This is a genomic window from Pseudomonas sp. Irchel s3h9, from assembly GCF_900187475.1.
Classification (GTDB): domain Bacteria; phylum Pseudomonadota; class Gammaproteobacteria; order Pseudomonadales; family Pseudomonadaceae; genus Aquipseudomonas; species Aquipseudomonas neuropathica.
This window is the reverse complement of record NZ_FYDH01000018.1, coordinates 20,564-34,654: the sequence shown is the minus strand read 5'-3', so window position 1 is coordinate 34,654 and position 14,091 is coordinate 20,564. Positions and strand designations below refer to the sequence as shown.

Here is a 14,091-nt window from a genome sequence, read left to right as displayed (position 1 = left end):
CACCATGGGATTCAATTGCGGCATCGTCGGCCTGCCTAACGTCGGCAAGTCCACCCTGTTCAACGCCCTGACCAAATCCGGTATCGCGGCCGAGAACTTCCCCTTCTGCACCATCGAGCCGAACAGCGGCATCGTGCCGATGCCGGATCCGCGTCTGGAAGCACTGGCGGCCATCGTCAATCCGAAGCGCATCCTGCCGACCACCATGGAATTCGTCGACATCGCGGGCCTGGTTGCCGGCGCCTCGAAAGGTGAAGGCCTGGGCAACAAGTTCCTCGCCAACATCCGCGAGACCGACGCCATCGCTCACGTGGTGCGCTGCTTCGAAGACGAAAACGTGATCCACGTTTCCAACAGCGTCGACCCGAAACGCGACATCGAAATCATCGACCTGGAACTGATCTTCGCCGACCTCGACAGCTGCGAGAAGCAACTGCAGAAAGTTGCGCGCAACGCCAAGGGCGGTGACAAGGATGCAGTCGTTCAGAAAGCATTGCTTGAGCAACTGATCGCGCACTTCACCGAAGCCAAACCGGCGCGCAGCCTGATGAAGAACATGAGCGCTGACGAAAAGGCCGTGATCAAGGGCTTCCACCTGCTGACCACCAAACCGGTCATGTACATCGCCAACGTTGCTGAAGACGGTTTCGAGAACAACCCGCACCTGGACGTGGTTCGCGCCATCGCCGAAGAAGAAGGCGCGATGGTCGTTCCGGTCTGCAACAAGATCGAAGCTGAAATCGCCGAGCTCGATGACGGCGAAGAGAAGGACATGTTCCTCGAGGCCCTGGGCCTGGAAGAGCCTGGCCTGAACCGCGTGATCCGCGCCGGTTACGAAATGCTGCACCTGCAGACCTACTTCACCGCCGGTGTCGAAGAAGTCCGCGCCTGGACCGTCAAAGTCGGTGCCACCGCACCTCAGGCTGCCGGCGTGATCCACACCGACTTCGAGAAAGGCTTCATCCGTGCCGAAGTCATCGCCTACAACGACTTCATCCAGTACAAGGGCGAAGCCGGTACCAAAGAAGCCGGTAAATGGCGCCTGGAAGGCAAGGATTACATCGTCAAGGACGGCGACGTGATGCACTTCCGCTTCAACGTGTAAGCGTTACGCCCAAGAAAAAGCCGCGTTTGATACGCGGCTTTTTTGTGCCTGAAATTTATGCCTCAACACATTCCCCCTGTAGGAGTGAGCCTGCTCGCGATAGCGTTCTATCAGCTACAGATGTGCTGACTGACACACCGCTATCGCGAGCAGGCTCACTCCTACAATGGGAAATGCGTGAATCAGGCCTTTTTGGTACGCGGCAAGAAGATTGCCAACACGCCAAACAACGGCAGGAACGAGCAGAGGAAATACACGTACTCAATCCCGTGAATATCCGCCAGGTGCCCCAGCAACGCCGCGCCAATCCCGCCAAAACCAAACATCAAACCGAAGAACACCCCGGCAATCATCCCGACATTACCCGGCACCAATTCCTGCGCGTACACCACAATCGCCGAGAACGCCGAAGCCAGAATGAAGCCGATCACCACGCTGAGAACGGTCGTCCAGAACAGATCGACGTGAGGCATCAGCAGCGTGAACGGCGCGACGCCGAGGATCGAGAACCAGATCACCGCCTTACGCCCGATCTTGTCGCCGATCGGCCCGCCAAAGAACGTGCCCGCCGCCACCGCACCGAGGAACAGGAACAGGTGCAACTGCGAACTGGCCACCGACAGGTCGAACTTCTCGATCAGGTAGAACGTGAAATAGCTCGTGAGGCTGGCCATGTAGAAATACTTGGAGAACACCAACAGCCCCAGCACCACCAACGCACTGGTCACCCTGCCCTTCGACAGCCCGTGAGTCGCTGCCTGACCGGCCTTGAGCTTGAACAGGTTCAAGTGATGGGCGTACCAGCGACTGATGCGGTACAGCACGAATAACGCAAACACCGCGAACAAGCCGAACCACGCCACGTTGGCCTGACCGAACGGAATGATGATCGCCGCCGCCAGCAACGGGCCGAACGCGGAACCGGCGTTACCGCCGACCTGAAAGGTCGACTGCGCCAGGCCAAAGCGTCCGCCCGAGGCCAGTCGGGCAATCCGCGAGGCTTCCGGGTGGAACGTCGAAGAGCCAATACCAATCAGCGCCGCCGCCAGCAGAATCAACGGGAAACTGCCGACCATCGACATCATCACGATGCCAATCAGCGTGCAGATCGAACCGGCTGGTAACAGCCACGGTTTCGGATGCCGATCGGTGTGATAACCGACCCACGGCTGCAACAGCGACGCAGTCAGTTGAAAGGTCAAAGTGATCAAGCCGACCTGAGTAAACGTCAGGCCGTAATTGGCCTTGAGCATCGGGTAGATCGACGGCAGCACCGACTGGATCAGATCGTTGATCAAATGCGCCAGCGCCACCGCGCCGATGATACGCATCACCAATGGGCTGCTTTGCGGAGCAGCGGGCGCCGAGGCAGCGGCGGTCTGAACGTTGCTGATAGCCATGAAAGTTTCCGGACAGCAGATGGGTGCACGCAGGCAGGTGCGTCAATGTGCCATTTTTCGGTGCGCCAGCGCCATCCCCTTAGCCAGCTAACTAACCAACTGAATCACAGATCAATTCCTGTCGGAGCTGCCGCAGGCTGCGATCTTTTGATCTTGATCTTAAAAACAAAGATCAAAAGATCGCAGCCTGCGTCAGCTCCTACAGGGGCAGGGTGTTCGGCAAGGTGATAGCGCAACGCCATGGTCTGAATCTTGCCTTGTTTCATCCCTTGAACGCGGGCGCCTTACAAAGGCGACCGACATTGGGAAGTTTCGCTACAGAGCCGGCCTACAGAGCGGGCGAGAGTGAACTTTCGAGGCCTTTTAGCAGGGCACAACATCAACGTCGAACGACCGCGATGCACGCCAATGGTGCGTGGTGTCCAGAGGAGTCATGAGGCATGCAGGCTTTCCTTTCACCGGGGATCAAATTGCTGGGGCGGTTTGGCTTCGCAGGTAAATTCCAGTTGTTGTTTCTGCTGTTCATTCTGCCGTTGGCCGGCAGCCTGTTGATGATTGGCCAGGACTATCGCGACAAACTCAATCTGATTTCCGGCGAACGTGCCGGCGTGCGTCAGTTGCTCGCGCTGGATGCGCTGGACAACCTGCTCGCCGCCCAACGTGACCGCGCCGCGCGTTGGCGCGCCACGGAAACCAATCGCCAACCGACGCCGGCCACCCTCGCCGCCATGGGCGCATTCGACGCGGTGCAACCGGCGGTTCTGCAAGCCACCACCGATTTAGGCGCTGCGCTGAAAAATGAAGGCGCCGAGGGGGAAACACTCACCCGCTATCAAGCGCTGCAAACCGCGCTCAACGGCCTGGACTCGAAAAGCCTCAGCGGTGTCGGTTGGTGGCCGGACGGTTACGACCGTTTCACCAACGCCCTCAGCGCCCTGCAAGCGTTGCGCGAGCAGATCGTCATGGACAATCGCCTGACCCTCGCGCCGTGGCTGGAAACCTATCTGCTCACGCAGATCTCCACGCAACACGCCCCGGACCTGATCGAACGCGTTGGACGCCTTGCCGCCGTCGGCCAGGCCTCGGTCGTCTCCGGCCAATTCACCCTGCAAAGCCGTTTGCAGTTGCGCGACCTGCGCAGCCGCATCGGTGACGCCCGCGAGCAACTGGTCAAAACGGCCACGCTGCTCGAAGCACGTCTGCCGCAAGATCAGCAGAGCTGGGCCAGCCAATACCACGACAGCCTCAAAAACCTCGACAGCGGTCTGAAGGTGTTGGACGACGGCGTGTTCGGCGGCTCTATCAATCTCAAACCCGAAGAGTTCGAACGCAGCCTCGATGCGCTGCTGACCGACCTAGCCGCACTGCGCCAGCAATCGCTGGTGTCGCTGGATCAACGACTCGATGCCTACCACAGCTCGGCGATTCGTCAGTTCATCATCGTCGCGGCGATTTTCGGCTGCCTGCTGCTCGCGGCGTTGTACCTGTTTGTCTGCCTGCAAGCCTCGATCCGTCGCAGCGCCAGCGGCATCACCCTACTCGCCGAAGCCCTGCGCGATGGCAATCTGAGTTTGCAAGTGCCGGTCGTGGGTCGTGATGAACTCGCGGCGATCAGCACTGCACTCAACGTGGCCGTGGTGCAACTGCGTAGCAGCATGCTTGGCGTCGATCACGAGACTTCGCAACTGAGCAGCGCCGTGCGCAGTCTCAACGAGCATTCCAGCGGCGCCCTCAGCGAAGTCGAGGCGCAACAGTTGCAGATCAGCCAGATCGCCGCTGCTGCCACGCAATTGGCCGCGACCTCGCAAGGCGTGGCGCAAAGCTGCGAACAGGCCTCCGGCAGCGCTCAGCACACCCGGCGCATTGCCGCTGACAGCAGCCGCGATAGCCAACGCACTACGGCAAGTATTCAGCAGCTCAATCAGCGTTTGAACGAAACTGCAGCGGCACTCGGTCGGGTCAGTGAACAAGGTCAGCAGATTCAATTGGTGGTCGACACCATTCGCGGTGTTGCCGAACAGACCAACCTGCTCGCGCTCAACGCAGCCATTGAAGCCGCACGCGCCGGTGAACAGGGTCGCGGCTTTGCCGTGGTCGCCGACGAGGTGCGCAGCCTGTCGCAACGTACACAGTCGTCAACTGCGCAGATCGCCGGTACGGTCGACAGTTTGCGCGCAACGGTCAACGAAGCCGTGAGTTTGATGGAAGCTGCCTGCGGCCAGGCGCAAACCGATGCCGAGTCAGTCACCGGTCTCGGTGAACGTTTGGGTGAAATCGCCAGCGCCGTGCAAAGCGTTACCGACACGTTGGCGCAGATCGCCACGGCGGTTGAGGAACAGGCGAGCACCGCCGACGAAGTCAGCGGCAATATCCAGCAGGTCGATCAGGCGGCCGTGCGTCTGCTCGAAGGCGCACGCGCGGTGAACCTTGCGGCGGATACCCTGAGTCGGGGCAGCCACGCCTTGAGCGCCAATACGGCAAGATTTCAGCTGCGTTGATGCCCCGCCCGGCCCGGATTTTCCGGGCTGGAGGATAAGCGGTTGAAAATAAGAAGAAATATTTTAAATTTACGCTTGACGCTTTTCCATTTCAGGGGAATAATGCGCGCCACTTGGCTACATAGCTCAGTTGGTTAGAGCATAGCATTCATAATGCTGGGGTCCGGGGTTCAAGTCCCTGTGTAGCCACCAAGTACTAAAAACGGCTTACCGAAAGGTAGGCCGTTTTTTTATGCCTGCAATAATCCCCCCTCCGGCTCCCCACCTACAGAAGGCCTTTCTTCAGCCCTTTCGATTGGATCAGTGCTTACAGTTTGCACTTCGCCTTTTTTCACATAAGCCAATATCAAATTCAAGATAATGCCTTCCTCACAATCAGGCTTTTAGCCAAGTAATACCGGCCTCGCCCGCCACAAAATTCAAGATAATCAAAAGCGCTATTTGAGAAAAAACGCCGCTATCCCTTGAGGGTTAGCGGCGTTTTTTCCTACGCAAATAGCGTTGCGGCTTTACTCGGACGATTCATCTATTCCGCTGTAATCACCAGACACCCTTTCATCACACGCACTTTGACGTTTTCGTTTACCTCGAATCCTGCCTGTCGTAACCACAGTCCGCGAAGCCTGATCCAGGGCACCGGTTTGGCGGGGCTGTAGGTTTTTTCCTTGGTGTGGACGGGGTAAAAATCAGCGGCGATTTTCAGCCGGCGTTCAGTGATGGGGGGTTGATGACGTATGATTGGTTTTAGCCATGATTAGCTCCTGTCTAGCTGCTTTTGGTTAGCGGGGCCAGGGTGTTCGTGCACCTTGGTTCCGCGTTCTTTGGGTTACTTCAAACTTCTTTTTCTTCGTTGCTCGTTTTGGTCGCTGCCTGCGCGATCAGCGCGTCGAGCATCTGCGCAATGACCTTCTGTTGGACCTTCGAAAGTTCATTGATGGACTGCAGCCGTCGATACCACGTCGAGGTCAAGCTGCGTCTGGGCCTCTCCGTGTACGAGGGAACGCCGAGCAGGTCTTCAACAGGCACGCGAAGCGCAAATGCCATCTTCACCAGTGTCGTGACCGGCATGCTGCGAGTGCCCTCCTCGTAGCCCTGAAAGGTTTGCCGGGAAAGACCTAAAGCCCGTGCAAACCGAGTCTGTGTGATCTCGTGAACTGTGCGTAAGTGAGCAATGCGACTGCCCATCGCCACCAGAAAATCGCGGTCCTCATTGGAAACACTCATGACAATGGCCGACTGAACATAGAGTTGAATGGCAACGGACTCATCCTTTTCATCTGAAATCCATCCTGGAAAAAACGATAAAAACCATCCTCAGGTAAGGGCGCGTAAGTTGTCGACCTGAAAAACCTGTAGGAAAAATGCAGAGCAACCGCCAAGTTGCGGCGAGGTACTACAGGCGCGAAATGCCTTTTCAGCAAGCCAACGCCGACAACCCTTTCGCCCAGATTTGCCGAGTGCGCATACCTACCATCGCCCGCCAATCCGGATCAGTTGGATAGAACTGCTCAAGCAGATTCAGTTTGATCTCGCGCCCTATCGCATCCAGCGGATCACCGTGCAAATGCAGCCACTGGTCATCACGCAAATGCCGATGCACATCCGGCCCCGGATACGTCCCGCACTCGATCACGAACGGCATCAATTGCACGTCCGGCAATGCATTAAGCAACGCCTGTGAGGTGTAACCGGTGGCAGTCGCGGCCACTCCGGTTTCGCTCAAGGTGTCGGCGCCGGTGTGCAGGGTGTAAAGCCAAGAGCCATAAATTGCCTGGGCCTGCGCGAGTGCCGGGTAAGGCGCCTGGGTGATGGTCAGCAACATCGGATGACCGTATTCGCCAGCACCGGTGTGCAGGTCAAAACACATCACGGTTTCAGCGCCAGCCAGATGCGTTTTGATGATTTGGTGCAAGGTGCGATTCGACCAGCTCGGCGCGCGGCCGCCGTAAAACAGTCCGTCGGGATGGCTGTGTTGACCACCCTCGACAATCGACATCACCGCCGGCCAGCCGTGTTCGTTGATTTGCGCATCGAGCAAGGCATCCGCACGTTGGCGCTCGGGGCCGTGCAAATCGGTGCAGGCGTAGATTTCATGCAGTGCGGCGTATGCGCGGTTATCCGGTAGCGGCCCGGTGAAATCCAGATGATTGCGGTTGAGGTCGATGTTGTCTTCGTTGACCCGGCGCAACCACGCCGTGCCCCATGGGTTGATCAGGTGAACCATGACCACCGCGACATCCTTGGGCAGCGAACCAGGTTCGAAGGTTTTCAGCCATTCGATCTGGCAGTCCGAGCCGTAATAGCCCTCAACACCGTGCGTACCGCTGAGCGCTACCAGTCGGCGTTTGGCCTGTGGATCGCCGAGCACGGCGACGTCGGTGCTCAGGGGTTCGCCAAAGGGGCCGCAGCGTGGATGGGCGTACGAGGTGAGCGTGGCACCGGCGGCGTTAGCGGCGGCGATGAACTGTTCGCGTTGATCGCGGTAGCTGGATTCGGTGGGGAACTCGCTGTGCATATCGGTCTCTTGTTGATCTTGTAATTGTAGGAGTGAGCCTGCTCGCGATAGCGTTATCACATTCAACATCATTGCTGACTGACCCACCGCTATCGCGAGCGGGCTCACTCCTACAGGGGACGTGTGCGGTCGGTCGATTGCGGTTGACCCTAGCGAACATCCGCCCCGAAAAGAAAGACAAAAATGCCCATCGGTTTGCGTCGCGACCGAGCGGTCGATAAAGTCCCTGAGACTTTTATCCCACGGACGGAGAGCCCGCGTGTTTTCAGCCTTGCCCTTGAGCCGCTTTCGCCTGCCTGCCCTGACGCTGATCATCAGCGCCCTGACCCTCACCGCCTGCAACGCCCCGCCCTCCTCGACTTTGCCGCTGGCCCCGGAAGCCGCTTCCGGTTTCCGCACCGACCTGCAAACCCGTCACGCCAGCAAACACATGGCTGCCGCTGCCAATCCTCTGGCTGCTGAGGCCGGTCGCGAAATGCTGCGTCAAGGCGGTTCGGCGATTGATGCGGCGATTGCGATGCAAGCGGTGCTGACCCTGGTTGAGCCGCAGTCTTCCGGGATCGGCGGCGGCGCAATGATCGTGTTGTGGGACGGTAAACAAGTGCGCACGTATGACGGCCGCGAAACCGCACCGGCCGGCGCGACCGAAAAGCTGTTCTTGCGTGCCGATGGCCAGCCGATGTCGTTCCCTCAGGCGCAGATCGGCGGTCGCTCGGTCGGTACACCGGGCGTGTTGCGCGCGCTGGAGATGGCACATAAACAACACGGTCGCCTGCCGTGGGCCAAGCTGTTTGAACCGGCGATTAAACTGTCCGAGCAAGGCTTTGCCATTTCGCCGCGCCTGCATTCGCTGCTGGAATCAGATCCAGTCATTCGCCAGTCGCAGGACATGGCCAAGTATTTCCTGAACGCCGATGGCAGCGTCAAAGCCGTCGGCACGCGCCTGCAAAACCCGGCTCTGGCCGCAGTGCTCAAACGCATCGCCAACGAAGGTGCGGACGCACTGTACAAAGGCCCAATCGCCGAAGAAATCGTCGCCAAAGTGCAAGGCCACGCCAACCCCGGCAGCCTGTCGCTGAACGATCTGCAGCGCTATCAGGCCAAGGAACGCGCGCCGCTGTGCACCGACTACAAACGCTGGCAGGTCTGCGGCATGCCGCCACCGTCGTCGGGCGGGATCGCCGTGGCGCAGATTCTCGGCACGTTGCAGGCGCTGGAAACCCGCGATCCACGTCTTTCGCTGACACCGCTCAAACCGCTGAAGACCGATAAACCGGCCGGCATTGAACCGGATCCGCAGGCCGTGCATTTGATCGCCGAGGCCGAACGTCTGGCCTACGCCGACCGCGCGCAATACGTCGCCGACACCGACTTCGTGCCGGTGCCGGTCAAAGGCCTGGTCGACCCGGGTTATCTGGCCAGCCGCGCCAGCCTGATAGGCGAACGCAGCATGGGCAGCGCCAAACCGGGCACGCCACCGGGTCTGCAGGTCGCCTACGCCCCGGACCGTTCGCCGCTGCGCATCTCCACCTCGCAAGTGGTCGCGGTGGATGACCTCGGCGGCGCTGTGTCGATGACCACCACCATCGAAGCCGCGTTCGGCTCGCACCTGATGGTTCAGGGTTTTCTGCTGAACAACCAGATGACCGACTTCTCGTTCATCCCTGAAGAGAACGGGCAGAAAGTCGCCAACCGCGTCGAACCGGGCAAACGCCCGCGTTCGTCGATGGCGCCAACGCTGATCTTCGATCGCCACAGCGGCGAATTCGTCGCCACGGTCGGCTCGCCGGGCGGTTCGCAAATCATCGAATACGTGGCGAAAACCACCGTCGGCCTGCTCGACTGGAACCTCGACCCGCAAAGCGCCATCAGCCTGCCCAACTTCGGCAGCCGCAATGGCCCGACCGAATTGGAACAAGGCCAGTTCAGCCCGGCGCTGATTCAGGCGCTGAAAGACAAAGGGCATGCGGTAAATGAAATCGACATGACCAGCGGCACCCAGGCCATCGTGCGGGTCAAGAATGCGCAGGGGAAAGCGTCGTTGGAGGGGGGCGCGGATCCACGGCGGGAAGGCGAAGCGTTGGGGGATTGAGGCTAGGACGCAAAACAAAAAAGGCTTACCGCGAGGTAGGCCTTTTGTTTGCAACTGATTTAACTCGGGACATTCCCCGGCTCAGCGATTAGCCACCAGATGCACCCCAAACAACAGATAGCATCCGCCCGCGAAGCGATCCAGCCATTGTCGCGAACGCTCATACACACCGGCGATCCGCCGACTGGCGAAGAACAGCGCCACGCAGCAATACCAACTGAACGACAACGTCGCCATGGTCAGCACCGCCAGCGCCAGCATCAGTGGCGGGATGTGAGCCGGCATGGCGGTGGCGAAGATGGTGGCGACGAACAGTGCGGATTTGGGATTGGTCATGTTGCCCAGAAAGCCCCGTCCGTAAGCGCCAAGCAACGTTTGCTCCGAGGTATCGAGCGTGCCTGGGACTATCGGCGCCTTGCGCTTGAACTGCTTGAGCCCGAGATAGATCAGGTAGCAACCACCGGCAATCTTGAAGCTCAAGTACAACGTTGGTGCGGCGCTGAACAGCGACTGAATGCCCAGGCCACCCGCCAGCCCCCACAACACGGTTCCGCTGGCCACGCCGAGCGCCGCGACTACACCGTGTCGGCGGGAGCGGCTGACCGCGAGTTGCGCGATGTTGAAGAAGTTCGGGCCGGGCGTGACCACGGCCACCGTCCACAACAGGGCCAACGACAGCAACGGCGCCAGATAACTTGAAAGGGAAAGATCCATGGGGCATGCGCCTGATCGGTTCGACGATGCCCTCTACCTTGCAACATCCGGTAATGTTTTGCCATCAGCCTTTATTCAGACCGCTAGCGTCTTACCATCCACCGCATCACCGATCTTGAGGAAATGCCCACCCGCCACGTGGTGCAACGTGCGCAAACCATCGTGCCCTTCGAAATGCCAGCGCCCGTCGCTGAACACACGCTCATCGGCATGGGCGGCGATGACTTCGGCGAGAAACAGGTCGTACTGCTCGTGATTGCGCGGCTCCGGGAGCAAACGGCATTCCAGCCAAGCGACGCAGCCGTCTAGCAAAGGTGCTTCGACTTGTTCGCCATTGAAGGTCTGTAAACCGTAAGCCTGAAATTTGTCTTGTCCCTGGGTTTGGGTGATGTCCAGACCCGACGTATTGCCGACGGTTTGCACGATGTCAGCCTGATTGACGCACGGGACGTTGAGCACGAAGGTGCCGGACGCTTCGAGCAACTGGCGGGTCCAGGTGGATTTGTCGAGGACAACGGCGACTTTCGGCGGTTCGAAATCCAGCGGCATCGCCCAGGCGGCAGCCATGATGTTGCGCTGGCCGTCGTGGGCGGCGCTGACCAGCACGGTCGGCCCGTGGTTGAGCAAACGGTAGGCTTTGTTCAGGGGCACCGGGCGGCGGTGGGAATCGCTCATGGGAATCTGCTCCGGGGAAAAGGAGCCGATTGTAGCGCCAGCATCGAAATACAGGCAGGTGAAAACTCTGTAGGAGCTGCGGCACGCTGCGATCTTTTGATCTTGATGTTGATCCTCGGAGTCAAGATCAAAAGATCGCAGCCTCGTTTCACTCGACAGCTCCTACAGAGGTTGTGTGCAGGTCAGTGGGAGAGTTGATTGGCAAACTGGCCCACTGCGTTGACGACCTTCTGCGCACCGTCCTGAATCTCGACAATCACTGTGCCCGCCTCTGCCGCCAGCGCCAGCCCTTGTTCAGCCTGAAGCTTGCCGTCGGTCATCAGGGCCACGGCATTGCGTGCCATTTCCTGGTTCTGCCGCACCACGGTGACGATCTCTTCAGTCGCCTGACTGGTGCGCGACGCCAGTTGCCGCACTTCGTCAGCCACCACCGCAAAGCCTCGGCCCTGCTCGCCGGCACGGGCCGCTTCGATGGCAGCATTGAGCGCCAGCAGGTTGGTCTGTTCGGCAATGCCGCTGATGGTTTTGACGATGGTGCCGATCACCTGCGACTGCTCGTTCAGCGCTTCGATACCCTCACCGGCGGCCTGCATGTGCCGCGACAGATCACGCATTACGTTTACTGCTTCAGTCACCACCGTGGTACCGCGCTGGGCGGTGCTGTCGGTTTGCTGCGAAGTGCTGTAGGCAATGCTCGCCGCGTCGGCGACGGCTTGCTCGCGGTTGACCTGATCGGTGATCACCGTGGCGAACTTCACCACTTTGTACAGTTTGTTGTTGGCATCGACCACCGGGTTGTAGGACGCCTCCAGCCACACCGTACGACCATGGCTGTCGACACGTTTGAAGCGCTCGGCCACGAACTCGCCATTGTTCAGACGACGCCAGAAATTCTGGTACTCGGCGCTGTTGTATTCCTCCGGCGTGCAGAACATGCGGTGATGTTTGCCCTTGATCTGCGCCAGGCTGTAACCCATGCCGCTGAGAAAGCGATCGTTGGCGTTGAGCACATTACCGTTGAGGTCGAACTCGATTACCGCCGTCGAACGCACCAGCGCACCGATCAGGTTTTCGTGTTCACGCGAGGCTTCGATGGTGCGGGTCAGGTCGCTGGCGTAAAGCGAAATGTGCTTGATCCGCCCGTCCGAAGAACGCACCGGTTGCACGATGGAACGCAGCCACGCCTCCTCACCATTGCCGCGCAACAGGCGCACGGCACCGGCGAAATGCTCGCCGCGGGTCATGGCGTTTTTGAAGCGGTGATGGAATTCGTCGGTCTTTACGTGGGCCGGGACGATATCTTCAATCGCTCGACCGATCAGGTCCTGGCTCTTGTAGAACATCTCGGTGAGGAAGTTCTGGTTGACCGATTGAATGCGCCCGTCAGGTTCCAGGCACAGCACCAGCATCTCGCTTTCCAGGCTTTCCTTCACCTGCACAAGGCTGGAGAGTTCTTCACGAAGAGCGGTCAGCTCTTGCTTCAGGCGTTTGTTGAACATGGGGAAGTACCGATGGGCAGGATAGAAAGCGGGATACAGCCTAGCCATCGGCCTTGAAAAGCTTTTCTGAAGAGCGTTTGCGACCCGTCGGTCAAAAATAGTTCGAGCGAACGCTGTCAGGCAGCTCCGGCCACCTGACATTGTCCTGTGCGCGGCATTCGCGCGCCAAAATACGCTGCCGTCAATAGCCCCACAACGCCCGTCACCGCGCAGAACATCACACAGACCCACGGGCTCCACGGCATCAGACCGATCAGCAACAGCGGTGTAATGCTCGCCCACGCCGCGTAGGCAATGTTGTAGGTGAAGGAAATGCCGGACACGCGGATACGCGCGGGGAACAAGCCGACCATCACTGATGGCACAGCGCCGACGACACCGCACGCCAGACCAGCAATGGCATACGCAATGCCAATCCACTCGCCACCGCTGATCAGGCAGCCATAAAGCACACCGATACCCAATGGCAGCAGCAGACTGTAGAGCATGACCGTGCGCCAGGCACCGAGGCGATCAACCAACAGACCGGCAATCACACAGCCGATATTGAGGAAGACGATGCCCAACGCGCTGAGGGCGAAGGTGTGGCTGGCGGTCATGCCGAAGGTTTTCTGCATCATGGTCGGGGTGATGACGACGAACACCACTACCGCCGAAGTCAGCACGCAGGTCAGCAACATCGCTGGCAGCATCGCCAGTCGATGTTCGCGCAACACCGTACGCAGCGGCAGTTCGACCCGCGCCTCGCGTTGCGCCTCCATGGCCATGAACACCGGTGTTTCGCTCAACCAGCGCCGCAGGTAAACGCCGATCACGCCGAACACACCACCGAGCAGGAACGGATAACGCCAGGCGTAATCGAGGATTTCCGCCGGGGTGAAGACTTGCGCGAGGAACGTCGCGGTCAGCGCGCCGATCAGATAACCGAAGGTCAGCCCGGCCTGCAAAAAGCCCAACGCGTAACCACGATGGCCGGCCGGTGCGTGCTCGGCGACAAACACCCAGGCACTCGGCACCTCCCCGCCGACCGCCGCGCCCTGCAGGATGCGCAGCGCCAGCAACAGCAGCGGCGCGAAATAACCGATCTGGGCATAAGTCGGCATGATCCCGATCAGCAGGCACGGCAGCGCCATCATCAGGATGCTCAGGCTGAAGACTTTCTTACGCCCGAGTTTGTCGGCGAAATGCGCCATCAGAATCCCGCCCAGCGGCCGCGCCAAATAACCGGTGACGAAAATCCCGAAGCTTTGCAGCAGGCGCAGCCATTCGGGCATTTCCGGCGGGAAGAACAACTGGCTGAGGGTCAGGGCGAAGAATACGAAAATGATGAAATCGTAAATCTCCAGCGCCCCGCCAAGGGCCGCAAGGCCGAGGGTCTTGTAGTCGGAACGGCTGAACGGCACGGGTTTGGCCGTGGTTTGGGCGGTCATGGCAAAGAACTCTGGCAGGCAAAAAACCAAGGCGCCCATGGTCTACGTAAATGCGCGGATGGACAACCCGTTAGACCATAGTCCCGGTTTTGCAAAAGCTGCTCACAAAGCATTGGCAGTTGAATTACTGTTAATGCCTGTCCAGCGGGCCGACGCCAGCACC

At 59.4% G+C, this 14,091-nt stretch carries 11 protein-coding genes, 1 tRNA gene and 2 pseudogenes; 4 read left to right on the top strand and 10 right to left on the bottom strand.

What is annotated here, in order from left to right:
- Positions 1-4 precede the first annotated feature (4 nt).
- The gene (gene ychF / locus CKW26_RS25365; protein ID WP_007912904.1) at positions 5-1,105 is read left to right on the top strand and encodes a redox-regulated ATPase YchF; all 1,101 of its coding nucleotides are present in this window, start codon (positions 5-7) and stop codon (positions 1,103-1,105) included.
- A 182-nt stretch (positions 1,106-1,287) separates the two neighbouring features.
- Here ychF and CKW26_RS25360 read toward each other — a convergent pair whose 3' ends face one another.
- Positions 1,288-2,505 (bottom strand): MFS transporter, encoded by a 1,218-nt coding sequence (locus tag CKW26_RS25360; protein ID WP_095050601.1) that lies wholly within the window; start codon positions 2,503-2,505, stop codon positions 1,288-1,290.
- Between the two features lie 104 nt (positions 2,506-2,609).
- Positions 2,610-2,747 carry a hypothetical protein gene (locus CKW26_RS29995; RefSeq protein ID WP_156685514.1) on the bottom strand — a complete coding sequence of 46 codons (138 nt, stop codon included), beginning with the start codon at positions 2,745-2,747 and terminating at the stop codon, positions 2,610-2,612.
- A gap of 198 nt (positions 2,748-2,945) precedes the next feature.
- Here CKW26_RS29995 and CKW26_RS25355 point away from each other — a divergent pair, with 198 nt between their 5' ends.
- Both CKW26_RS25355 and CKW26_RS25350 read left to right on the top strand, forming a co-directional pair.
- On the top strand, positions 2,946-5,003 hold the full coding sequence (locus CKW26_RS25355) for a methyl-accepting chemotaxis protein (RefSeq protein ID WP_095050600.1): 2,058 nt from the start codon (positions 2,946-2,948) through the stop codon (positions 5,001-5,003).
- A gap of 115 nt (positions 5,004-5,118) precedes the next feature.
- Positions 5,119-5,195, top strand: a tRNA-Met gene (locus tag CKW26_RS25350).
- A 334-nt stretch (positions 5,196-5,529) separates the two neighbouring features.
- On the opposite strand, the gene CKW26_RS30575 is transcribed toward CKW26_RS25350, so the two are convergent.
- The 3 genes from CKW26_RS30575 to CKW26_RS25335 all read right to left on the bottom strand — a co-directional run bounded on the left by CKW26_RS30575 (position 5,530) and on the right by CKW26_RS25335 (position 7,518).
- Positions 5,530-5,700, bottom strand: coding sequence for a SymE family type I addiction module toxin (locus CKW26_RS30575; protein ID WP_371917977.1), 171 nt, complete (start codon positions 5,698-5,700; stop codon positions 5,530-5,532).
- Between the two features lie 134 nt (positions 5,701-5,834).
- A complete protein-coding gene (locus tag CKW26_RS25340) occupies positions 5,835-6,227 on the bottom strand; it encodes a helix-turn-helix domain-containing protein (RefSeq protein WP_245398004.1) in 393 nt (130 codons plus the stop codon).
- 190 nt (positions 6,228-6,417) lie between these two features.
- Positions 6,418-7,518: a DUF2817 domain-containing protein gene (locus CKW26_RS25335; RefSeq protein WP_095050597.1), complete on the bottom strand. Its 1,101-nt coding sequence runs from the start codon at positions 7,516-7,518 to the stop codon at positions 6,418-6,420.
- Between the two features lie 259 nt (positions 7,519-7,777).
- On the opposite strand from CKW26_RS25335, the gene ggt reads away from it, so the two are divergent.
- Positions 7,778-9,610 (top strand): gamma-glutamyltransferase, encoded by a 1,833-nt coding sequence (gene ggt / locus CKW26_RS25330; RefSeq protein ID WP_095050596.1) that lies wholly within the window; start codon positions 7,778-7,780, stop codon positions 9,608-9,610.
- Between the two features lie 81 nt (positions 9,611-9,691).
- Here ggt and CKW26_RS25325 read toward each other — a convergent pair whose 3' ends face one another.
- The 5 genes and pseudogenes from CKW26_RS25325 to CKW26_RS25310 all read right to left on the bottom strand — a co-directional run bounded on the left by CKW26_RS25325 (position 9,692) and on the right by CKW26_RS25310 (position 13,928).
- Positions 9,692-10,324, bottom strand: a complete 633-nt coding sequence (locus CKW26_RS25325) for a LysE family translocator (RefSeq protein ID WP_095050595.1) — start codon at positions 10,322-10,324, stop codon at positions 9,692-9,694.
- Positions 10,325-10,399: 75 nt separating this feature from the next.
- On the bottom strand, positions 10,400-10,999 hold the full coding sequence (locus CKW26_RS25320; protein WP_095050594.1) for a flavin reductase family protein: 600 nt from the start codon (positions 10,997-10,999) through the stop codon (positions 10,400-10,402).
- Between the two features lie 182 nt (positions 11,000-11,181).
- A pseudogene (locus CKW26_RS30570) lies at positions 11,182-11,619 on the bottom strand (methyl-accepting chemotaxis protein); the annotation flags it as partial.
- Between the two features lie 102 nt (positions 11,620-11,721).
- Positions 11,722-12,408 (bottom strand): annotated as a pseudogene (locus CKW26_RS30565) (PAS domain-containing protein); the annotation flags it as partial.
- Positions 12,409-12,614: 206 nt separating this feature from the next.
- Positions 12,615-13,928 (bottom strand): MFS transporter, encoded by a 1,314-nt coding sequence (locus tag CKW26_RS25310; RefSeq protein WP_095050592.1) that lies wholly within the window; start codon positions 13,926-13,928, stop codon positions 12,615-12,617.
- Positions 13,929-14,091 lie beyond the last annotated feature (163 nt).